19 protein-coding genes are annotated in these 21007 nt (G+C 60.0%); 18 read left to right on the top strand and 1 reads right to left on the bottom strand.

What is annotated here, in order from left to right:
* Nucleotides 1-302: 302 nt before the first annotated feature.
* The 16 genes from rpsB to AWB64_RS01060 all read left to right on the top strand — a co-directional run bounded on the left by rpsB (nucleotide 303) and on the right by AWB64_RS01060 (nucleotide 16704).
* Nucleotides 303-1055, top strand: a complete 753-nt coding sequence (gene rpsB / locus AWB64_RS01135; protein WP_056352701.1) for a 30S ribosomal protein S2 — start codon at nucleotides 303-305, stop codon at nucleotides 1053-1055.
* 255 nt (nucleotides 1056-1310) lie between these two features.
* Nucleotides 1311-2192, top strand: coding sequence for a translation elongation factor Ts (gene tsf / locus AWB64_RS01130; protein WP_060816786.1), 882 nt, complete (start codon nucleotides 1311-1313; stop codon nucleotides 2190-2192).
* A 344-nt stretch (nucleotides 2193-2536) separates the two neighbouring features.
* Complete coding sequence (gene pyrH / locus AWB64_RS01125; protein WP_060816785.1) at nucleotides 2537-3250, top strand: UMP kinase; 714 nt, start codon at nucleotides 2537-2539, stop codon at nucleotides 3248-3250.
* Nucleotides 3251-3357: 107 nt separating this feature from the next.
* Nucleotides 3358-3918, top strand: coding sequence for a ribosome recycling factor (frr, locus tag AWB64_RS01120; protein WP_056352706.1), 561 nt, complete (start codon nucleotides 3358-3360; stop codon nucleotides 3916-3918).
* A gap of 64 nt (nucleotides 3919-3982) precedes the next feature.
* Nucleotides 3983-4765 (top strand): polyprenyl diphosphate synthase, encoded by a 783-nt coding sequence (uppS, locus tag AWB64_RS01115; protein WP_060816784.1) that lies wholly within the window; start codon nucleotides 3983-3985, stop codon nucleotides 4763-4765.
* Nucleotides 4759-5583, top strand: a complete 825-nt coding sequence (locus tag AWB64_RS01110) for a phosphatidate cytidylyltransferase (RefSeq protein ID WP_060816783.1) — start codon at nucleotides 4759-4761, stop codon at nucleotides 5581-5583. Before uppS ends, AWB64_RS01110 begins: the two co-directional genes overlap by 7 nt.
* A gap of 120 nt (nucleotides 5584-5703) precedes the next feature.
* Nucleotides 5704-6909 carry a 1-deoxy-D-xylulose-5-phosphate reductoisomerase gene (locus AWB64_RS01105; RefSeq protein WP_060816782.1) on the top strand — a complete coding sequence of 402 codons (1206 nt, stop codon included), beginning with the start codon at nucleotides 5704-5706 and terminating at the stop codon, nucleotides 6907-6909.
* 7 nt (nucleotides 6910-6916) lie between these two features.
* Nucleotides 6917-8302: an RIP metalloprotease RseP gene (rseP, locus tag AWB64_RS01100; RefSeq protein WP_060816781.1), complete on the top strand. Its 1386-nt coding sequence runs from the start codon at nucleotides 6917-6919 to the stop codon at nucleotides 8300-8302.
* A gap of 98 nt (nucleotides 8303-8400) precedes the next feature.
* Nucleotides 8401-10713, top strand: coding sequence for an outer membrane protein assembly factor BamA (gene bamA, locus AWB64_RS01095; protein ID WP_060817155.1), 2313 nt, complete (start codon nucleotides 8401-8403; stop codon nucleotides 10711-10713).
* Between the two features lie 163 nt (nucleotides 10714-10876).
* Complete coding sequence (locus AWB64_RS01090; RefSeq protein WP_060817154.1) at nucleotides 10877-11392, top strand: OmpH/Skp family outer membrane protein; 516 nt, start codon at nucleotides 10877-10879, stop codon at nucleotides 11390-11392.
* A 48-nt stretch (nucleotides 11393-11440) separates the two neighbouring features.
* Nucleotides 11441-12559, top strand: coding sequence for a UDP-3-O-(3-hydroxymyristoyl)glucosamine N-acyltransferase (gene lpxD, locus AWB64_RS01085; RefSeq protein ID WP_060816780.1), 1119 nt, complete (start codon nucleotides 11441-11443; stop codon nucleotides 12557-12559).
* A gap of 101 nt (nucleotides 12560-12660) precedes the next feature.
* Entirely contained in the window at nucleotides 12661-13131 is a 471-nt protein-coding gene (fabZ, locus tag AWB64_RS01080; protein ID WP_060816779.1) for a 3-hydroxyacyl-ACP dehydratase FabZ, read from the top strand.
* A gap of 91 nt (nucleotides 13132-13222) precedes the next feature.
* Nucleotides 13223-14011 carry an acyl-ACP--UDP-N-acetylglucosamine O-acyltransferase gene (lpxA, locus tag AWB64_RS01075; RefSeq protein WP_060816778.1) on the top strand — a complete coding sequence of 263 codons (789 nt, stop codon included), beginning with the start codon at nucleotides 13223-13225 and terminating at the stop codon, nucleotides 14009-14011.
* Between the two features lie 11 nt (nucleotides 14012-14022).
* Nucleotides 14023-15189: a lipid-A-disaccharide synthase gene (gene lpxB / locus AWB64_RS01070; RefSeq protein ID WP_060816777.1), complete on the top strand. Its 1167-nt coding sequence runs from the start codon at nucleotides 14023-14025 to the stop codon at nucleotides 15187-15189.
* Complete coding sequence (rnhB, locus tag AWB64_RS01065; protein WP_060816776.1) at nucleotides 15189-15908, top strand: ribonuclease HII; 720 nt, start codon at nucleotides 15189-15191, stop codon at nucleotides 15906-15908. Before lpxB ends, rnhB begins: the two co-directional genes overlap by 1 nt.
* A 10-nt stretch (nucleotides 15909-15918) precedes the next feature.
* Entirely contained in the window at nucleotides 15919-16704 is a 786-nt protein-coding gene (locus tag AWB64_RS01060) for a TrmH family RNA methyltransferase (RefSeq protein WP_060816775.1), read from the top strand.
* Nucleotides 16705-16756: 52 nt separating this feature from the next.
* Here the strand turns inward: AWB64_RS01060 and ppsR are convergent, their stop codons facing one another.
* Complete coding sequence (gene ppsR, locus AWB64_RS01055) at nucleotides 16757-17575, bottom strand: posphoenolpyruvate synthetase regulatory kinase/phosphorylase PpsR (RefSeq protein WP_060817153.1); 819 nt, start codon at nucleotides 17573-17575, stop codon at nucleotides 16757-16759.
* A gap of 462 nt (nucleotides 17576-18037) precedes the next feature.
* On the opposite strand from ppsR, the gene ppsA reads away from it, so the two are divergent.
* Nucleotides 18038-20443: a phosphoenolpyruvate synthase gene (gene ppsA / locus AWB64_RS01050; protein ID WP_060816774.1), complete on the top strand. Its 2406-nt coding sequence runs from the start codon at nucleotides 18038-18040 to the stop codon at nucleotides 20441-20443.
* A gap of 112 nt (nucleotides 20444-20555) precedes the next feature.
* Nucleotides 20556-20984 (top strand): NfeD family protein, encoded by a 429-nt coding sequence (locus AWB64_RS01045; RefSeq protein WP_060816773.1) that lies wholly within the window; start codon nucleotides 20556-20558, stop codon nucleotides 20982-20984.
* Nucleotides 20985-21007: the final 23 nt, after the last annotated feature.

The raw sequence follows: 21007 nt of genomic DNA, 5'->3' as shown, positions 1-21007 counted from the left end.
AACTGGCTTTAACCGACTCCTTCCGGGTGAGTCGGGCAACTTGAAACGCGACATTGGTGCGTGATATACTCGCTGGCTAAGTCTGCATCTACTTTGCAATCGTCTTTTCAATCCGGCTTTTCTGAAAACCACGCGTTTTCTGAAAAGCTGATGCGCAAAGGCCGTCAAAAAGGGATCGGACTTGAATCGCAAGCCGGCGCACCCAGGGTGTCCGGCGCCTCGTGGCGGGGAAACCCGGTCAAGAAACACGAGGCGCCCGATGCGGCAGCCGGCTTAAGACCCAACCCTCGCGGAGAACTCTCATGGCAGTAACAATGCGTCAAATGCTGGAAGCCGGTGTCCACTTCGGTCACCAAACGCGCTTCTGGAACCCGAAAATGGCTCCGTTCATTTTCGGTCATCGCAACAAGATTCACATTATCAACCTCGAAAAAACGCTGCCGATGTACAACGACGCGCTGAAGTACGTGCGTCAACTGGCAGCGAATCGCGGCACGATCTTGTTCGTGGGCACGAAGCGTCAGTCGCGCGACACGGTGGCAGAAGAGGCGCAACGCGCCGGCATGCCTTTCGTGAACGCACGCTGGCTCGGCGGCATGCTGACCAACTTCAAGACGCTGAAAGTATCGATCAAGCGCCTGAAGGACATGGAAGCAGCGCTGGAAGCCGGTGAAACGGAACGCATGAGCAAGAAGGAAGCGCTCCTGTTCGAACGCGAAATGGCCAAGCTGGTGAAGTCGATTGGCGGCGTGAAGGACATGGGCGGCATTCCGGACGCGATTTTCGTGGTCGACGTGGGTTACCACAAGATTGCAGTGACCGAAGCCAAGAAGCTTGGTATTCCGGTTATCGCCGTGGTCGACACGAACCACTCGCCGGAAGGCATCGACTACGTGATCCCGGGTAACGACGACGCCAGCAAGGCTGTCGCGCTGTACACACAAGGCGTGGCCGACGCAATCCTGGAAGGCCGTTCGAACGCGGTGAACGAGGTGGTGCAGGCCGTTCGCAGCGGTGAAGGCGACGAGTTCGTTGAAGTCAACGCAGAAGCGTAATTCACGGCAGTTGACGCCGATGTGATGTGTCCGGCAAGAAAGGGGGCTTTGCGAAAGGCCCCCTTTTTTTAGCCAGCCGAAGTCGCTGCAGCAAAAGTGGTCGGCGACGCATTGCGCGGCGCAACATGCGGGTCATCGAATAGTGTTGAAGTAGTGGCAGTACCCCATTCTGGCCGCGGGTGTTTTTCGCCGGCGGCGCGTGTCAATAGTGCGATTTACGTGCCCCAGGCACGGCACAGACTCAAGGAGCAAATGATGGCGGCAATTACCGCAAGCATGGTGGCAGAACTGCGCGCAAAGACCGACGCGCCCATGATGGAATGCAAGAAAGCGCTGACGGAAGCCGACGGCGACATGGATCGCGCCGAAGAACTGCTGCGTGTGAAGCTTGGCAACAAGGCGAGCAAGGCGGCATCGCGCGTGACGGCTGAAGGCATTATCGCGGCGCATATCGCCAATGGCGTGGGCGTTCTGGTCGAACTGAACTGCGAAACCGACTTCGTTGCCAAGAACGACGACTTCCTCGCATTCGGCAAGACGGTTGCCGAACTGATCGCGAAGAACCATCCGGCTGACGTGGCTGCCTTGTCGGCGCTGCCGCTGGAAAGCTCGACGGTCGACGCCGTGCGTCTCGCGCTGATCGGCAAGATTGGTGAAAACGTCTCGGTGCGCCGGTTCGTGCGTTTCGAATCGGCCAACAAGCTGGCTTCGTACCTGCACGGCACGCGTATTGGCGTGCTGGTTGAGTTCACGGGCGCGGACGAGCAGGTCGGCAAGGACGTCGCCATGCACGTCGCAGCAATGAAGCCGGTTTCGCTGTCCTCGAATGACGTTCCGGCCGAGTTGATCGCCAAGGAACGCAGCATCGCCGAGCAAAAGGCTGCCGAATCGGGTAAGCCGGCTGAAATCGTCGCGAAAATGGTCGACGGCAGCGTGCAGAAGTACCTGAAGGAAGTGTCGCTCTTGAACCAGACGTTCGTTAAGAACGACAAGCAGACGATCGAGCAGATGCTGAAGGCAGCGGGCGCGTCGGTGCAGAAGTTCGCGCTGTTCGTGGTCGGCGAAGGCATTGAAAAGCGTACGGACGACTTTGCGGCTGAAGTGGCTGCGCAAGTGGCCGCCGCCAAGCAAGGTTAAGGAAGCAGGTTTCAGGCTTCAAGTTTCAAGCAGCGGCGAATGTTCGTAATCGAAGGTCAGCCGGTCCTTTCAATCGGGCCGCTCGACCATTGAATAGTTCGCCGCCGTGTTGTCATCGCGTCAAAAACGCAGCAAAAAGCAGTCGGATGCGGGTCTGGCGTTCCCATCGAGGACCGTTCGTTCCGCACCCTCATAGCGGCCAGAACCGCGCCGGATGGGCAAGCCGGGGTCACCCCGTCATGCCGCCGCGGCTTGCCCAATATGGGATGCTTGCCGTAAATATCGTTTCACCCCTACAGTTCTACGTTGTTGCACTCCCTCTCGGCGCGAAACGGAAATCTCATATGCCCACAGCCTACAAACGCGTACTCCTCAAACTCTCCGGCGAAGCACTAATGGGCGACGATGCCTTCGGCATCAATCGCGCGACAATCGAAAGGATGGTGGCAGACGTTGCGGAAGTGGTGCGCATGGGCACGCAACTCGCTGTCGTGATCGGCGGCGGTAATATCTTCCGTGGCGTTGCGGGCGGCGCGGCCGGCATGGACCGGGCAACGGCCGACTACATGGGCATGCTCGCCACCATGATGAATGCGCTGGCGCTTCAGGACGCCATGCGTCACGCCGGTATCGAAGCGCGTGTGCAGTCGGCGCTGCGCATGGACCAGGTGGTCGAGCCGTATATCCGGCCGCGCGCCATTCGTCAGCTTGAAGAAGGCAAGGTCGTGATTTTCGCGGCCGGCACGGGCAATCCGTTTTTCACGACCGATACCGCCGCCGCCTTGCGCGGTGCGGAAGTCGGCGCGGAGGTCGTGCTCAAGGCAACCAAGGTGGACGGTGTATATTCCGCCGATCCCAAGAAAGACACGAGCGCCACGCGCTACAGCACGATCAGCTTCGACGAGGCGATCGGCAAGAACCTGCAGGTCATGGACGCGACGGCTTTTGCGCTGTGCCGCGACCAGAAACTGCCTATTCGCGTGTTCTCGATCAATAAACCGGGGGCGCTCAAGCGCATCATCCAGGGCGACGACGAAGGTACGCTCGTCCACGTGTAAACTCTCGCGGTAAGCAAGGCAAGCAGGCTTGAGGCGTGCGCGGGTTCTACGGGACCGGCGCCTCTCATGCCTGCACCGCGTGTAACAAGGCAAGTACGGAGGCTGAAATGAGTGTGGCTGACATTAGGAAAAGCGTCGATCAGAAGATGCAGAAGTCGATCGAAGCGTTCAAGAACGATCTCGCCAAGATTCGCACGGGTCGCGCCCATACGGGCTTGCTCGACCATATCCAGGTGGATTATTACGGCTCGAGCGTACCTATCTCGCAAGTCGCGAACATGACGCTGATCGACGCGCGCACGATCGGCGTGCAGGCATGGGAAAAGAAGATGGTGCCGGTGGTCGAAAAGGCCATTCGCGACTCGGATCTCGGCCTGAACCCGTCGAACCAGGGCGATCAGATCCGCGTGCCAATGCCCGCGCTGACCGAAGAGCGCCGTCGCGAACTGACCAAAGTGGTAAAGAGTGAAGGCGAAAACGCCAAGATCGCGATTCGCAATCTGCGCCGCGACGCGAACGAGCAACTCAAGAAGCTCGTGAAAGACAAGGAAATCTCCGAGGACGACGAGCGTCGCGCAAGCGATGACGTCCAGAAACTCACTGACAAAAACGTCGCGGAAATCGACAAGCTCGTAGTGTCGAAAGAAGCCGAAATCATGACGGTTTGAGGCCGATAACGGTCTCTTGCGTCGTGCCGGCGCGTCACTCTGTCGATACTAAGATTCAGCGGCCATGACCTATACCAGCTCTACCGTTCGCGTGCCCGATGTCGCGGCTGTCCCGCGCCATATCGCGATCATCATGGACGGCAATGGCCGTTGGGCAACGCAGCGGCGCTTGCCGCGCGTAGCCGGCCACACGCGCGGCGTCGATGCCGTGCGGGCAACGGTCGAAAGTTGCGCGCGCCAGGGCGTCCAGTTCGTGACGCTGTTCGCTTTCAGTTCGGAAAACTGGCGGCGTCCGACCGACGAAGTCTCGTTCCTCATGCGCCTGTTCGTCACGGCGCTGGAACGGGAAGTCGGCAAACTGCACGCAAACGGCATCCGTCTGCGCGTGGTGGGCGACACCTCCATGTTCGACGACCGCATTCGCGCGCTGATACAGCGCGCCGAGACCAAAACGGCGCGCAACACGCGCCTGACGCTGACCATTGCCGCGAACTACGGCGGCCGCTGGGACATCATGCAGGCGGCGAAAAAGCTCGCCGAGCAGTCGGTGGCGGAAGGCCGCGTGGTCCCGGTCGATGAAGCGGCATTCGAGCAGCATCTGGCCATGGCCTACGCGCCGGAGCCGGATCTCTTCATTCGCACGGGCGGCGAGCAGCGCATCAGCAATTTCCTGCTGTGGCAACTTGCCTACACAGAGTTCTATTTCACCGACACCTACTGGCCCGACTTCGACGCGGAGGCGCTTGCACGCGCGATCGAATCGTATGGCGAGCGTGAACGCCGTTTCGGACGCACGAGTGCGCAACTCGAACCGCAATCGCAGAAGGCCGATACCCTTTCATGCTAAAGACCCGTGTCATCACGGCAATCGTCTTGCTGGCAGTGCTTCTGCCGATCACCTTTCTCGCGCCGGTCGGCGCTTTTGCGGCGCTGATCGCCGTCGTCGTGATTTTCGCGGCCTGGGAATGGGCGCGGCTGCTGAAGCTTACAGGCGGGTCGCCTGTGGTGTACGCGGTGATCGCGGGCGTCGCGCTCGTGGCCAGCACGCGGCTCGGCCTCGGTTACAAACCTTTGTATCAGATGGCCGCGATTTTCTGGGTCCTGGCTGGTCCGTTTGCACTTGCTCGCAAGCCCATGCTGGCCGAAGGCGCGTGGCGCGTTTTCCTGCTGTTTGCGGGAATTGTTACGTTTATAGCCTGCTGGCATGCACTGGTGGCGGCGCGCACGGTTGGCGTAGCATTCGTGCTATCGCTTCTCCTAGTCGTATGGCTGGCTGACATTGGCGCATACTTCGCCGGAAAAGCGTTCGGGCGTCACAAGCTTGCGCCGTCCATCAGTCCGGGCAAAACCCGCGAAGGCGCGCTGGGCGGCTGGCTGGCGGTGATGATCGTAGGTTCCGCGGCGGCTGCGACGATGGTTTTCGCGCCAACCCTTTATACGGCGCTCGTGGAGCATCTCGGCTGGCCCGGGGCGCTGCTCTCATTGACGGTGCTGACCGCGTTCAGCGTGATCGGCGATCTGTTCGAGTCGCTGCTCAAGCGCCAGGCCGGTGTGAAGGATTCGAGCGGCTTGCTCCCAGGGCATGGCGGCGTGCTTGATCGGATCGACGCGTTGTTGCCCGTCTTGCCGATCGCGCTGCTGTTGCTCGGATCGTTTGGCCGTTGAGTGGCCAGGAAAGCGGCTTGACGGGTGGCCAAACGGGCGTGGCCAAAGACGGGGCTACATGCGCCAAATCGAAGCTAAATCGGCGGCCGGTTGATCGGGCCGCCAGCTAAAGAAGGATTTATGCAAAAACGTCTGACTCTGCTCGGCTCGACGGGCTCGATCGGCGAGAGCACCCTCGATGTGGTGGAACGGCATCCCGACCGTTTCAAGGTCTATGCGTTGACAGCACATCGCAATGGCGAAAAGCTCGTTGAGCAATGCGTACGATTCCAGCCCGAAGTCGCCGTTGTAGGCGACGCCAATACGGCCGCGAAAGTCGCTGCCGCCCTGCAAGCGAAGGGCTGCAAGACCGAAGTGAGCCACGGCCCGCAAGCGCTCGTGGACGTCTCGGCGAGCGGGAGTTGCGACACGGTGGTTGCCGCGATCGTAGGTGCCGCGGGTTTGGCGCCAACGCTTGCCGCGGCTCGTGCGGGCAAGCGCATTCTGCTCGCGAACAAGGAAGCGCTGGTCATGTCGGGGCAGATTTTTATCGATGCAGTGCGCGATAACGGCGCGGTCCTGTTGCCGGTCGATAGCGAGCACAACGCCGTGTTCCAGTGCCTGCCGCGTGAAGTGGCGTTGCACGGCGGGGTATCGAAGATCATCCTGACCGCGTCGGGCGGCCCGTTTCGCACCCGCGAGCCATCCTCGCTCAAACACGTCACGCCCGACGAAGCCTGCAAGCACCCGAACTGGGCGATGGGCCGAAAGATTTCCGTCGATTCCGCCACGATGATGAACAAAGGCCTCGAAGTGATCGAGGCGCATTGGCTCTTCAACGTGCCGGGATCGCGCATTGAAGTGCTGATTCATCCGCAAAGCGTGATTCATTCGCTCGTGTCCTACGCCGATGGTTCCGTGCTCGCGCAACTCGGCAACCCGGACATGCGCACGCCGATCGCGCACGCCCTGGCGTTTCCGGATCGTGTCGATTCCGGCGTTGCGCAGCTCGATCTCGCGCAAATCGCAACGCTTACCTTCGAAAAACCCGACTTGAAGCGCTTCCCGTGTCTCGCGCTCGCGTTGAAGGCGCTGGAAGCCGGGGGCACCGCGAGCGCTGCGCTCAACGCGGCCAACGAAGTAGCGGTGGAGGCGTTTCTAGATCACCGTATCGGCTTCATGTCGATTGGCGAAGTGGTCGAGCGCGTGTTGAGCGCGATGCCTAACGGCAGTGCATCGACACTCGACGAAGTGCTTGCAGCCGACGCCGAAGCGCGCCGTCTCGCGAGCGAGTTCTCAGCCCTGCTGACCATGGACGCGCCGCAAGCCGAACGCGTCCTGCATTGAGGCGCACATGAACTTCCTGACTGAAATCGTTGCGTTTGTCGTGGCTATCGGCGTGCTGGTCGTCGTCCACGAATTTGGTCATTTCAGCGTTGCGCGGTTGTGCGGCGTGAAGGTCCTGCGATTTTCGGTCGGCTTTGGCAAGCCGCTCGTTAAATGGGTCAGCAAGACCACCGGCACGGAATGGACGATCTCGGCGCTGCCGCTTGGCGGCTACGTGAAGATGCTCGACGAGCGTGAAACGGAAGCAACCATTTCCGAAGCCGACTTGCCGCACGCGTTCAACCGCCAGTCCGTGTTCAAGCGTATTGCTATTGTTGCGGCCGGCCCGGTCTTCAACTTCATTCTCGCTATTCTCCTGTTCGCGGGCGTGTTCGCTGCGGGCGTCTCGGAGCCAGCCGCCATTGTCGCCACGCCAGCGGCCGGTACGGTGGCGGCGAAAGCCGGATTCGAAGGCGGCGAAACCGTTATTTCGATGCGCGACATGACGCCAGGCGGCGGCGCTACCGGCGACACGCTGCCGATCCGCTCGTGGTCCGACCTGCGCTGGAAACTCCTCGATGCATCGTTCGACCAGCGGCGCGTCGTACTCGCGGCGAAGACCAGCGAAGGCACGTTCGACTTCCCTGTGACGGTGGGCCAGGTCGACGACCAGGACATCGACCAGGACTTCATGGACAAGCTCGGCTTCGAGCCGGGCGGCGGCACGTTGTCGGTGGCGGGCGTGGAAGCGGGCAGCGCGGCGGCGAAAGCCGGTCTCCAGGCGGGCGATGTGCTGCGCGCAATCGATGGAAAGAAGATCGATAACGCCATGGGTTTTATCGACTATGTGCAGCATCGTCCGGGTACGCCGGTTTCGTTGACAGTCGAGCGCAACGGCGCGCAGCGCGCCGTGCAGATCGTGCCGGAACTCAGGGCCGATGCAACGACGAACCGCAATGTTGGCCGTATCGGCGCGTCGCTTGCCACGCGCATTCCGTCGGTCGATGTGCGTTACGGTCCCCTCGAAAGCCTGCAGCTTGGCGCGAAACGGACCTGGGACATCAGCATTTATTCGCTGCGCATGTTCGGCCGCATGATTACGGGCGAAGCGTCGCTCAAGAATCTTTCGGGACCGGTGACGATCGCGGACTACGCGGGCAAAAGCGCGCGGCTCGGTTTGTCGGCGTTTCTCTCTTTCCTCGCACTCGTGAGTATTAGCCTCGGAGTGTTGAACTTGTTACCGATTCCGGTTCTTGACGGTGGGCATCTGTTATATTATTTGGTTGAAGCCGCAACAGGCAAAGCCGTGTCGGATAAATGGCAGATGGTTTTGCAGCGAGCAGGTCTGGTTTGCATCGTCGCCTTGTCGATGATTGCGCTCTTTAACGACTTGGCTCGCCTGATTCGCTTTTGATCCGGTTTCTGATTCACCTTGATCCTTTCCATCTTGTCCGGCGGCGCTTGAACGAACGCGGTCCGGCTCGATGCAGCTATACACACTGGGGAAGCACGTTGTTCAAACCTCATCGCTTTGTTCCTAAGTCGGCTGTGGCCGCAGCATTGGCCGCCACCGGCATGGCGGCGCACGCGACAACGCCGTTTGTCGTGCAGGACATCCGGATTGACGGCCTTCAGCGCATCGAACCTGGCTCGGTTTTCGCCTATTTGCCTATCAAGCAGGGCGACACGTTCACCGACGACAAGGCTTCCGAAGCCATTCGGGCGCTTTATGCAACGGGCTTCTTCAACGATGTCCAGATCGCAACACAGGGCAACGTGGTGGTCGTGCAGGTGCAGGAACGTCCAGCCATTTCGCAGATCGATTTCTCCGGCATCCACGAGTTCGAGAAAGACAACCTGATCAAGGCGTTGCGCTCGGTCGGCCTGTCGCAAGGCCGCTCATATGACAAGGCGCTGGTGGACAAGGCCGAGCAGGAACTCAAGCGCCAGTACCTGACGCGCGGGTTCTATGCGGCGGAAGTCACGACCACGGTCACGCCGGTCGACCGCAACCGCGTGCAGATCCTGTTCTCGGTGGCAGAAGGTCCGAGCGCGAAGATCCGCCAGATCAACTTCATCGGCAACAATGCGATCAGCACGAGCACGCTGCGCGACGAAATGCAGCTTTCCACGCCGAACTGGTTCTCGTGGTACACGAAGAACGACCTGTACGCGAAGGAAAAGCTGACAGGCGACCTCGAAAATGTACGTTCGTATTACCTGAATCGCGGCTACCTCGAGTTCAATATCGACTCGACGCAGGTTTCCATCTCGCCGGACAAGAAGGACATGTATCTGACGGTCACGCTGCATGAAGGCGAGCCGTACAAGATCAGCGCCATCCAGCTTTCGGGCAATCTGCTCGACCGTCAGGCCGAGTTGAACAAGCTCATCAAGATCAAACCAGGCGATCGTTTCTCGGCAGAAAAGCTGCAGGCGACCACGAAGGCCATTGTCGACAAGCTGGGCGAATACGGTTATGCGTTCGCGCAGGTCAATGCGCAGCCGCAGATCAACCAGGCCAATCACACAGTCGACCTCACGCTGAACGTGGACCCGAGCCGCCGCGTGTATGTGCGGCGCGTGAATATTGTCGGCAACACGCGTACACGCGACGAAGTCGTGCGCCGGGAAATGCGCCAGCTCGAAAGCTCGTGGTTCGATTCGAGCCGCCTCGCGCTCTCGAAGGATCGGGTGAATCGTCTCGGTTACTTTACCGACGTCGACGTGACGACCATTCCGGTCGAAGGCACGAACGACCAGGTGGACGTGGACGTGAAGGTCGCCGAAAAACCGACCGGCGCGATCACGCTGGGTGCGGGTTTTTCATCGACGGACAAGGTGGTGCTCTCGGCCGGCGTGTCCCAGGACAACGTGTTCGGCTCGGGAACCAGCCTCTCGGTGAACATCAATACCGCCAAGACGTACCGGACGTTGACGGTGACCCAGGTCGATCCGTACTTCACCATCGACGGCATCAAGCGCATTACCGACCTGTATTACCGTACATATCAGCCGCTCTATTACTCGACCGATTCGAGCTTCAAGATCGTGACGGTGGGTGGCGACCTGAAGTTCGGGATTCCGTTCTCGGAGCAGGACACGGTGTACTTCGGCGCGGGCCTGGAGCAGAACACGCTCGACGTCGACGCATCGACGCCGCAAAGCTACAAGGACTACGTCAACGAGTTCGGCCGTGTCGTGAACAACGTGCCGGTGACAGTGGGCTGGTCGCGGGACAATCGCGACAGCGCGCTGGTCCCGAGCCGCGGTTACTACACGCAGACGAATGCTGAATATGGCACTCCCGCGGGTAACACCACTTACGTCAAGGTCGACGCGCAAGCCCAGTATTACTATTCGTTCGCCCGCGGCTTCGTGCTGGGCCTGAACCTGCAAGGCGGCTACGGTAAGGGCCTGAAGGGCCAGACATACCCGATCTTCAAGAACTACTATGCGGGTGGTATCGGCTCGGTTCGAGGCTATGAACCAAGCTCCCTCGGTCCTCGCGATACCACCACGGGTGACCCGATCGGCGGCTCGCGCATGGCGGTGGGTAATATCGAGTTGACGTTCCCATTGCCGGGTACCGGCTATGACCGCACGCTGCGCGTGTTCACGTTCCTCGACGGTGGTAACGTCTGGGGCGATCCGGGTCAAGGCGGCACGACCACTGGGGCGAACGGCCTGCGCTATGGTTACGGTGTGGGTCTGGCGTGGATTTCGCCAATTGGTCCGCTCAAGCTGAGCCTGGGTTTCCCGCTGCAGAAACATGAAGGCGACCAGTATCAGAAGTTCCAGTTCCAGATTGGTACGGCGTTCTAATATCGGGTCAAGCGGCTTTGGCGACCCGGTTCGAAGTGAGAGCAGGAACCGGTCGAGACGGGACGAATCTTGCTGCAACATAAATCAAGTGGTGTAAATAAGTAACGTGAGGAAGACTTTGCGAACCGGTAAGCTTTCGAAACATGTGGCGTTGGCGCTTTTGATGTCGGTGACATTTGGACTGATGGGCGTGGCTACCGCAGACGCGCAAGAGGCCCGGATTGCCGCCGTCAATTCCGATCGTATTCTGCGCGAGTCGGCGGCGGCCAAGGCGGCGCAATCGAAGCTCGAACAGGAGTTTTCGAAGCGCGACAAAGCGCTGCAGGACATGGCCGCGCGTTTGAAGTCCATGTCGGACGCCATGGACAAGAACGGAGCGGGCATGGCGCCCGCAGATCGCGCCGCCAAACAACGTGACCTGTCGCAACTGGATCAGGATTTCCAGAGGAAGCAGCGTGAGTTTCGTGAGGACCTGAACCAGCGCCGCAACGAGGAACTTGCGGGCGTGCTGGACCGGGCCAACAAGGTCATCAAGCAGATTGCCGAGCAGCAGCATTACGACCTGATCGTGCAGGAAGCGGTGTACGTCAGTCCGCGGATAGATATCACCGACCAGGTGTTGAAGGCGCTGGCCGCGAATCAGTCGAGCCTGTCGACCAATCCGGGTACGTCTAACTAAGTATCACTGAAGTTACTGAATTTGCACTGATTTGGAGCGGTAGAGCGGATGGCATCAGATAGCGCGATCACGTTGGGTGAATTGACACAGCGCTTCGGCGGAGACATTGCAGGCGATGCCGGATATCGTGTGAACGGCCTCGCGCCGCTGGATAAAGCGGGGCCCGAACAACTCGCGTTTCTCGCCAACCAGAAATATTTGTCGCAGGTAGAGAGTACGCAGGCGGGCGCCGTGCTGATCTCGCCGGCCGACCTGGAAAAAGTGGCGTCGCCGGATGGACGCAACTTTATCGTCACACCCAATCCCTATGCTTATTTTGCCCGTGTGGCGCAGGTCTTCATTGATCTTGCCACGCCGCCGGTCTTGCCTGGCGTGCATCCCACGGCGTTTATCCATCCGGCGGCCAGGGTCGCGGCGAGCGCCGTGATTGGTCCGCACGTGAGCGTGGAAGCGGGCGCGGTGATCGGCGAACGCGCGAGGCTGGATGCGGGCGTCTCGGTAGGCCAGGGCGTCACGCTCGCCGAGGACGTACACCTTTACCCCCATGTGACCATTTATTATGGCTGCAAGCTTGGTGCGCGCGTGATCGTGCATGCAGGTGCGGTGATCGGCGCGGACGGTTTCGGATTTGCGCCTGATTTCGTGGGCGATGGCGCAGCGCGTACCGGCAGCTGGGTCAAGATTCCGCAGGTCGGCGCGGTGGTCATTGCCGAGGACGTGGAAATCGGCGCAAACACCACTATCGATCGTGGCGCCATGGCCGATACGATTATCGAGGAATGCGTGAAGATCGATAATCTCGTGCAGATCGGGCATAACTGCCGGATTGGCGCGTACACGGTGATAGCGGGTTGCGCCGGCATTGCGGGCAGCACGAACATTGGGCGGCACTGCATGATCGGTGGCGCCGTAGGTATTGCCGGCCATGTCACGCTCGCGGATTACGTGATTGTCACGGCACAGTCGGGCGTATCGAAATCGTTGTTGAAGCCTGGCATGTACACCAGCGCATTCCCCGCCGTGAATCACGCTGACTGGAACAAGAGCGCTGCCATTGTGCGTAATCTGGACAAGCTGCGCGAGCGCATCAAGACGCTGGAAGCTGCGGTTGATAAACCGCAAGGCTCGCCGTACGGCAAGCCGCAAAGCACGCCTGACGCACACTAAGACGGTAAAAACCGCCATCCCATGCGAAGTCGCCCGAGACGAAATCCACGAGCGCCTTCGCAGTCAACACCCGCGCTGTGAAGCGCGCGAGCAGAACGACTATGAGCACCGAAAAAATCAATTTAGACATTCACAAGATTCTCACGCTGCTGCCGCATCGGTATCCGATCCTGCTCGTGGATCGCGTGCTCGAAATCACGCCGCACAAGAGCATCAAGGCGCTCAAGAACGTGTCGATCAACGAACCCTATTTCCAGGGCCATTTCCCGAAGCGGCCGGTGATGCCCGGCGTGCTGATTCTCGAGGCGCTTGCGCAGGCAGCGGCGCTTTTGACGTTTGTCGAGGAAGACGAGCCGCATGATCCGGAGACGACGTTGTACTACTTCGTTGGTATCGACAAGGCGCGCTTTAAGCGCGTGGTCGAGCCGGGCGACCAACTGATCCTGAACGTGAATTTCGAGCGCTATATGCGCAGCATCTGGAAGTTCAGCGCCGTGGCGGAAGTGGATGGCGTGGTCGCAGCCGAAGCCGAGCTGATGTGCACAATAAAGAACTCGGCTACCGAAAAATAATGGCCGCAGTGCGATCGGTACGAGCAGTGCAAGCGACGCAGGCAGCACAATCCGCGCGGCAGACAAGCAACAGAACACATAGCGAGGGCGCATGAGCAAGATTCACCCTACCGCGATTATCGAACCGGGCGCGCAGCTCGACGAATCCGTTGAAGTCGGTCCGTACGCGATCGTCGGCGCGCACGTGCAGATCGGCGCGCGCACGGCCATTGGCTCGCACAGCGTGATAGAAGGCCACACAGTGCTCGGCAGCGATAACCGCATTGGCCATTACTCATCGGTCGGTGGCCGGCCGCAGGACATGAAGTACAAGGACGAGCCCACCCGGCTCGTGATTGGCGATCGCAACACGATCCGCGAATTCACCACCATTCACACGGGCACGGTGCAGGATACGGGCGTGACCACCATTGGCGACGACAACTGGGTCATGGCCTACGTGCACATCGGCCATGACTGTCAGTTGGGCAGCAATATTGTCATGTCGAGCAACGCGCAGCTTGCGGGCCACGTGATCATTGGCGACTACGCGGTCGTGGGCGGCATGTCGGGCGTGCATCAGTTTGTGCGGATTGGCGCGCATTCCATGCTGGGTGGCGCTTCGGCGCTCGTGCAGGATATTCCGCCGTTCGTGATCGCGGCCGGCAACAAGGCCGAACCGCATGGCATCAACGTGGAAGGGCTGCGGCGACGCGGCTTTTCGGCTGAAGCCATCTCCGCGCTGCGCTCGGCGTACCGGCTGGTCTACAAGAGCGGCGCGACGCTCGAAGAAGCGAAGGTGCAGTTGCGCGAACTCGCGTCCGCGGGCGGTGACGGCGATGCGCCGGTCACCACATTGGCTGATTTCATCGACGCGTCGCAACGCGGCATCATCCGTTGATCGAGCGGCCAATGACGCTCGCGCCCGCACCGTTGCGCGTTGCGATGGTCGCAGGCGAGCCGTCGGGCGATCTGCTCGCGGCTTCGCTGCTCGACGGCCTGAACGCGCGTTTGCCTGTGGGTACGCAGTTCAGCGGAATCGGCGGTCCGCGCATGACGGCCGCGGGTTTCGATGCTCACTGGCCCATGGAAAAGCTCAGCGTCCGTGGCTATGTGGAAGCGCTCAAGCACATTCCCGAGATCCTAGGCATTCGCAACGAGCTCAAGCGTCAACTGCTTGCGGAGCCGCCGTCGGTGTTTATCGGCGTGGATGCGCCTGATTTCAATTTTGGTCTGGAGCACGCACTGCGCGATGCAGGCATTCCGACCGTGCATTTCGTGTGTCCTTCCATCTGGGCTTGGCGCGGCGGCCGGATCAAGAAGATCGTGAAAGCCGTCGATCACATGTTGTGCGTGTTTCCGTTCGAACCCGCGCTGATGGCGAAGGCAGGCGTGGCGTCTACCTACGTAGGCCATCCGCTCGCCGACGAAATCCCGCTTGTTCCCGACGTGGATGGCGCCCGGCGCGAGCTTGGGCTGCCTGCCGGTGGCCCGATCATCGCCGTGTTGCCGGGCAGCCGGCGCTCGGAGATCGGGCTGATTGGCCCGACGTTTTTCGACGCAATGGAACTGATGCAGCAGCGCGAACCCGGCGTGCGTTTCGTAATGCCGGCTGCGACCGCCGCGTTGCGCGAACTGCTGCAGCCGCTCGTGGCGGCGCATCCGAACCTTGCGCTGACCATCACGGAAGGCCAGGCCCAGCGTGCGATGACCGCCGCCGACGCCATTCTGGTCAAGAGCGGCACGGTGACGCTCGAAGCGGCGCTGCTGAAAAAGCCGATGGTCATCTCGTACAAGGTGCCCTGGCTCACGGGCCAGATCATGCAGCGCCAGGGTTATCTGCCGTATGTTGGCTTGCCGAATATCCTGGCGGGGCGCTTTGTCGTGCCGGAAATCCTGCAGCACTTTGCCACGCCCGAAGCGCTCGCCGACGCAACCCTCAAACAGTTGAACGACGAAGCGAACCGAGCGACACTGACGGAAATCTTCACTGAAATGCACCATGTGCTGCGCCAGAATACAGCGCAACGCGCGTCGGATGCGGTGGCGCAGGTGCTGGAAACGAGGAGGCCGCGGTAATGGCGAAGATCGTCGTCAAGGGTGTAGTTCGGCGCGCGAAACAGCCGGAGTTCGACTTCGATTCCCCGGCCGACATCATTTGCGGCGTCGATGAAGCCGGGCGCGGTCCGCTGGCCGGTCCGGTGGTTGCGGCGGCGGTCATCTTCGATCCATCGAAGCCGAAAATTCGCGGCCTCGATGACTCGAAAGTATTGAGCGCCAAGAAGCGTGAAGAGCTTTACGAGAAGATCGTCGATCGCGCGCTCGCGTACTGCGTGGCGTCGGCGAGCGTCGAGGAAATCGACACCATCAACATTCTCCATGCCGCCATGCTTGCCATGAAGCGTGCGGTGGAAGGGCTATCGGTCGCACCGACGGTCGCTAAAATCGATGGCAACCGGTGTCCGGTCTTATCGATGCGTTCCGTGGCTGTAATCGGCGGCGACGCACTGATTGCACAGATATCGGCGGCGTCGATCCTGGCCAAGGTCACGCGCGACCGGATGCTGCTGCAATTGCACGGCACCCATCCCGTTTATGGCTTCGATGCTCACGCCGGTTACGGCACGCCACAGCATCTGAAGGCCTTGCTCGAACACGGGCCTTGCGAGCATCATCGGCGATCTTTTGCGCCCGTGCGCGAGGCTCATGCACGACTCGGCTCGCCGCTGCCAGCCGTTGCTCCGGAATTGCTTGCGGTAGCCGCTGCCGAGCAGAGTGTCGACGCACCTCCGTTTTGATTCCCCTCAAGTGAAATCCATAACCTCGCGGGACAACCCGCTTTACAAGCGGTTGAAGGCGCTCGCCGGATCGACGGCGCAGCAGCGCCGCAGCGGACACGCGTTGCTGGAAGGCCTGCATCTCGCCGATGCCTATTTGCAAGCCGCCGGGCAACCCGAAACGTGCGTGGTGACGGAGGGCGTGTTGCGGCACGATGAAGCGCGCGAGATTGTCGGGCGAATCGATCCGGCGCGGGTTTATACATTGCCCGATGCGTTGTTCGGGCAGTTGTCGGGCGTCGTGCATGGCGTGGGTATGGTGTTGCTGGTCGAGAAGCCTACACTTGTGTTGCCTGAGCGCATGGATCAAACCTGCATGATCCTCGACGGCGTTCAGGACGCTGGCAATGTCGGTTCCATTTTGCGCAGCGCGGCCGCCGCGGGCATTCAGCACGTGTTTTGCGTGCCCGGCACGGTGTACGCATGGTCGTCGAAAGTGCTGCGCGCCGGGATGGGAGCGCATTTTCTGCTGAGCATTTACGAAGATGTCGAGACAGCGGATCTGACGTCGCGGCTGAATCCCAACGTGCTCGTGACCATCACGGATTCGCACGGCGCAAAGGCAATCTACGATGCCGATTTATCCGGTCCGCTTGCGTGGGTAATGGGCAACGAAGGCGCGGGCGTTTCACGATTCTGGCGCGATAACGCGGCGCTTCGCGTGACCATTCCTCAACCGGGCGGAATGGAATCGTTGAATGTGGCGGCGGCCGCGGCGGTGTGCATCTTCGAGCAGTGCCGGCAGCAACGCGCATAAAAAAGCCGTTTCAACTCGCGTTGAAACGGCTTTTTGCCTACGGTCACTCAACCTAATAATACGAAGGCCGTTCCAGCCGAATCTCTTGCAGGATCGTCGTGGCAATTTCCTCGATCGACTTGTGCGTCGACGATAACCACTTGACGCCTTCGCGCTTCATCATCGCTTCCGCTTCGTTGATCTCGTACCGGCAATTCTCCAGCGCCGCGTATTTGCTTCCCGGCCGGCGCTCGTTGCGAATCTCCGCGAGCCGTTGCGGATCGATCGATAAACCGAACATCTTCTCCCGATACGGAAGCAGCGGCGTAGGCAAGCGCCCTCGCTCGAAGTCTTCCGGTATCAACGGATAGTTCGCCGCCTTGACGCCGTATTGCATTGCCAGATAGAGCGACGTCGGCGTCTTCCCGCTGCGCGATACGCCAACCAGGATCACGTCGGCGTCGACAAGATTGCGGTTGGACTGGCCGTCGTCGTGCGCGAGCGAAAAGTTGATTGCCTCGATGCGGTTCTTGTACTCGTCCGTATCGGCGTTCTGGTGAACGCGGCCCATTGCGTGCGTGGACTTGATGTCGAGTTCCATCTCGAGCGGCTCGATGAACGTCTGGAACATGTTCAGCACGAGCGCATTCGAACGCTGCACGATCTCGTTCGACTCGCTGTCGACCAGCGTGGTGAAAACGATCGGACGACGGCCGTCGAGCGACACAGCCTCGTTGATTTTCGCGATCGTTGCATGCGCCTTGTCGGAGGAGTCGACAAACGGGACGCGCACAAGCCTGAATTTCTGGTCGAACTGGGAAAGGATCGAATGCGCGAAGGTCTCGGCAGTGATCCCGGTGCCATCTGAAACAATGAATACGGTTGGCGGCATCGGCGTGGTGAGCGTTGAATGACGTGAAAGAATGAGGGCGATTATCGCCGATGTATCGCCCGTGTGCGCCAGCGCGCGGAGCACGTGTGAAGGGTCTCATTGCGCAGCGGATTTGTGCCCCGTAATGAAACATTTCGAGAGCCATCACGGTAGAATAGCGACAACCTGTTCGATAAGCAATTGCGAACGATCTGGCAAGTAATCACACGAAGTTGCATATAAATCGTGTGTTTTGCGAGAAATTCCTCGATTTTATGAGCGAAGCGGATCGTTGGCGGCGAGTTTGGAAGTCTGGTTTCCGGGCATTGCAGCGTGCGTTGGGACGCCGCCCGGACAGCTTCATCGGTCTTATGCGGCTGCTTATCAAACAGGTTATGCAGGTTGCGGTATGTGCTGCCAATCGGCGCTGCCGCTATGAGCCCACTTGCATGATCGTGAATTCCATCCACCTTAGGGGCTTGTATGACTAACGAAGCTAACGTTGCAAAGGACCAGGCGTATATAGTTCCGTTCGAGCAGTTGCGAATGACCGACGTCGACATTGTCGGCGGCAAGAATGCCTCACTCGGCGAGATGATCAGCCAGCTCGCCGAAGCCGGCGTGCAGGTGCCGACCGGTTTTGCGACCACGGCGCAGGCGTTTCGCGATTTCCTGCATCACAACAACCTGACTGAGCGCATCGCCAAGCGTCTGGAACTTTTTGACGTGGACGATGTGAAAGCCTTGGCCGAAGCCGGCAAGGAGATCCGTCAATGGATCGTCGATGCGCCGCTTCAGCCGCGCCTGGAAGAACTGATCCGCAAGGGCTTCGACACGCTTCAAGCAAGCTCGCCTGAAGAACTGTCGTTCGCCGTGCGTTCCTCGGCGACGGCTGAAGATTTGCCGGACGCATCGTTTGCGGGTCAGCAGGAAAGCTATCTGAATGTGGTCGGCATTGACGAAGTGCTCGATCGCATGAAGCACGTGTTCGCGTCGCTCTATAACGACCGGGCTATCTCGTACCGGGTGCACAAGGGCTTCACGCACGCTGAAGTGGCGTTGTCGGCCGGCGTGCAGCGCATGGTGCGCTCGGACGTGGGCGCGGCCGGCGTGATGTTTACGCTCGATACCGAATCGGGTTTCAAGGACGCGGTGTTCATCACGTCGAGCTATGGTCTGGGCGAAACGGTCGTGCAGGGCGCCGTGAATCCGGACGAGTTCTACGTCTTCAAGACCACGCTCGAACAGGGCAAATACCCGATCATTCGCCGTTCTATTGGCTCGAAACTCATCAAGATGGAATTCACGCAAGCCGGCGAAGCGGGCCGCGTGAAGACGGTCGATGTCTCGCACGAGCAGCGCAACCGCTTTTCCATCACCGACAACGACGTGATCCAGCTCGCGAAGTACGCGGTGATCATCGAAAAGCATTATCAGCGTCCAATGGACATCGAGTGGGGCAAGGACGGCCGCGACGGCAAGATCTTCATCCTGCAGGCGCGTCCTGAAACGGTGAAGAGCCAGAACGCCGGCAAGGCTGAAATGCGCTTCAAGTTGAAGGGCCAGTCGAACGTGCTCGCAACGGGCCGCGCAATTGGCCAGAAGATCGGCGCGGGTCCGGTGCGCGTGATTCACGATCCGTCGGAAATGGATCGCGTGCAGCCGGGCGACGTGCTGGTCGCCGACATGACCGACCCGAACTGGGAACCGGTGATGAAGCGTGCATCGGCGATCGTGACCAATCGCGGCGGGCGCACTTGCCACGCGGCCATTATCGCGCGTGAACTCGGCGTGCCGGCAGTCGTGGGCTGCGGCGATGCCACCGACCTGCTGAAAGAAGGGCAACTGGTGACGGTGTCGTGCGCGGAAGGCGACGAAGGCAAGATCTACGACGGCCTGCTGGAAACCGAAGTGACCGAAGTCCTGCGCGGCGAATTGCCGGAGATTCCGGTCAAGATCATGATGAACGTCGGCAATCCGCAACTGGCGTTCGACTTCTCGCATTTGCCGAACGCAGGCGTGGGTCTCGCGCGGCTTGAGTTCATCATCAACAACAACATTGGCGTGCATCCGAAGGCGATTCTCGAGTATCCGAACATCGATGCCGATTTGAAGAAAGCCGTGGAAAGCGTCGCGCGCGGTCATGCGTCGCCGCGTGCTTTTTACGTCGACAAGCTGACGGAAGGTATCGCGACGATCGCGGCGGCGTTCTATCCGAAGCCGGTGATCGTGCGTCTGTCGGACTTCAAGTCGAACGAGTACAAGAAGCTGATTGGCGGTTCGCGTTACGAGCCGGACGAAGAAAACCCGATGCTCGGCTTTCGCGGCGCGTCGCGTTATATCTCGGAGGACTTCGCTGAAGCCTTCCAGATGGAATGTATCGCGTTGAAGAAAGTGCGCGAAGAAATGGGCCTCGATAACGTCGAGATCATGGTGCCGTTCGTGCGGACCTTGAAGCAAGCCGAGAAGGTCGTTGGCCTGCTTGAGAAGTTTGGCCTCAAGCGCGGCGTGAACGGCTTGCGCCTGATCATGATGTGCGAGATTCCGTCGAACGCGATTCTTGCCGAAGAGTTTCTGGAATACTTCGACGGCTTCTCTATCGGATCGAACGACCTGACGCAGCTTACGCTGGGTCTGGACCGCGATTCGGGCATGGAATTGCTCGCGGTCGATTTCGACGAACGCGATCCGGCTGTGCAATTCATGCTGAAACGCGCGATTGAAACCTGTTTGCGGCTGAACAAGTACGTGGGCATTTGCGGCCAGGGTCCTTCGGATCATCCGGACCTGGCCGAATGGCTGGCGAAGGAAGGCATTGCGTCGATGTCGCTTAATCCGGATACGATCATCGACACGTGGAAGACGCTTGCAACAGCTTTGAACAAGTAGCGTCACAGCAGGTCACGCAGTGGCCAAGAAGGCGATTATCAAGCTTTCAAAACCGTAAGCGTGCTATAACACCCCGGACAACATCCGGGGTGTTTTTGTTTGGAGGTAGGCCATGGCTGCTAACGGATTTTTCTGGTGGATTGGCGCCGGTGCGCTCGTCTTGCTCGAATTGATGTCCGGCACGTTTTATCTGTTGATGATCGCGCTTGGATTTGTCGCGGGCGGCATCGCGCATTTGGTGGGAGCGGGACTTGAGATTGAATTGCTCGTGGCCGCGTTGGTCGCGGTCATTGCGGGAGCGGTGTTGCGTCGGTCGAAACTCGGGCATACGGCGCGGCGCGATGCCTCGCATGACCCGGGCGTGAACCTGGACATAGGCGAGACGCTGAAGGTCAACGAATGGCATGAAGGCCGTGCGCGGGCGATGTATCGCGGCGCGGAATGGGATATAGAACTGGCGCCCGGCGAAACCGAAGGCGCGCAGCTTTACAGGATCACGGCGTTTTCCGGCAACACCTTGGTGGTAGCCGCGAAGCGCTAGGACGTTGGACCAGGGCTTGAGCT

The organism is Caballeronia sordidicola, assembly GCF_001544455.2.
GTDB classification, from domain to species: domain Bacteria; phylum Pseudomonadota; class Gammaproteobacteria; order Burkholderiales; family Burkholderiaceae; genus Caballeronia; species Caballeronia sordidicola.
This window is presented reverse-complemented; position numbering and strand designations above follow the sequence as displayed.

Coding starts and splice junctions, on each gene's coding strand:
- rpsB (WP_056352701.1), top strand. CDS start 303: ATGGCAGTAACAATGCGTCAAATGCTGGAAGCCGGTGTCCACTTCGGT.
- tsf (WP_060816786.1), top strand. CDS start 1,311: ATGGCGGCAATTACCGCAAGCATGGTGGCAGAACTGCGCGCAAAGACC.
- pyrH (WP_060816785.1), top strand. CDS start 2,537: ATGCCCACAGCCTACAAACGCGTACTCCTCAAACTCTCCGGCGAAGCA.
- frr (WP_056352706.1), top strand. CDS start 3,358: ATGAGTGTGGCTGACATTAGGAAAAGCGTCGATCAGAAGATGCAGAAG.
- uppS (WP_060816784.1), top strand. CDS start 3,983: ATGACCTATACCAGCTCTACCGTTCGCGTGCCCGATGTCGCGGCTGTC.
- AWB64_RS01110 (WP_060816783.1), top strand. CDS start 4,759: ATGCTAAAGACCCGTGTCATCACGGCAATCGTCTTGCTGGCAGTGCTT.
- AWB64_RS01105 (WP_060816782.1), top strand. CDS start 5,704: ATGCAAAAACGTCTGACTCTGCTCGGCTCGACGGGCTCGATCGGCGAG.
- rseP (WP_060816781.1), top strand. CDS start 6,917: ATGAACTTCCTGACTGAAATCGTTGCGTTTGTCGTGGCTATCGGCGTG.
- AWB64_RS01090 (WP_060817154.1), top strand. CDS start 10,877: ATGTCGGTGACATTTGGACTGATGGGCGTGGCTACCGCAGACGCGCAA.
- lpxD (WP_060816780.1), top strand. CDS start 11,441: ATGGCATCAGATAGCGCGATCACGTTGGGTGAATTGACACAGCGCTTC.
- fabZ (WP_060816779.1), top strand. CDS start 12,661: ATGAGCACCGAAAAAATCAATTTAGACATTCACAAGATTCTCACGCTG.
- lpxA (WP_060816778.1), top strand. CDS start 13,223: ATGAGCAAGATTCACCCTACCGCGATTATCGAACCGGGCGCGCAGCTC.
- lpxB (WP_060816777.1), top strand. CDS start 14,023: ATGACGCTCGCGCCCGCACCGTTGCGCGTTGCGATGGTCGCAGGCGAG.
- rnhB (WP_060816776.1), top strand. CDS start 15,189: ATGGCGAAGATCGTCGTCAAGGGTGTAGTTCGGCGCGCGAAACAGCCG.
- ppsR (WP_060817153.1), bottom strand. CDS start 17,575: ATGCCGCCAACCGTATTCATTGTTTCAGATGGCACCGGGATCACTGCC.
- ppsA (WP_060816774.1), top strand. CDS start 18,038: ATGACTAACGAAGCTAACGTTGCAAAGGACCAGGCGTATATAGTTCCG.
- AWB64_RS01045 (WP_060816773.1), top strand. CDS start 20,556: ATGGCTGCTAACGGATTTTTCTGGTGGATTGGCGCCGGTGCGCTCGTC.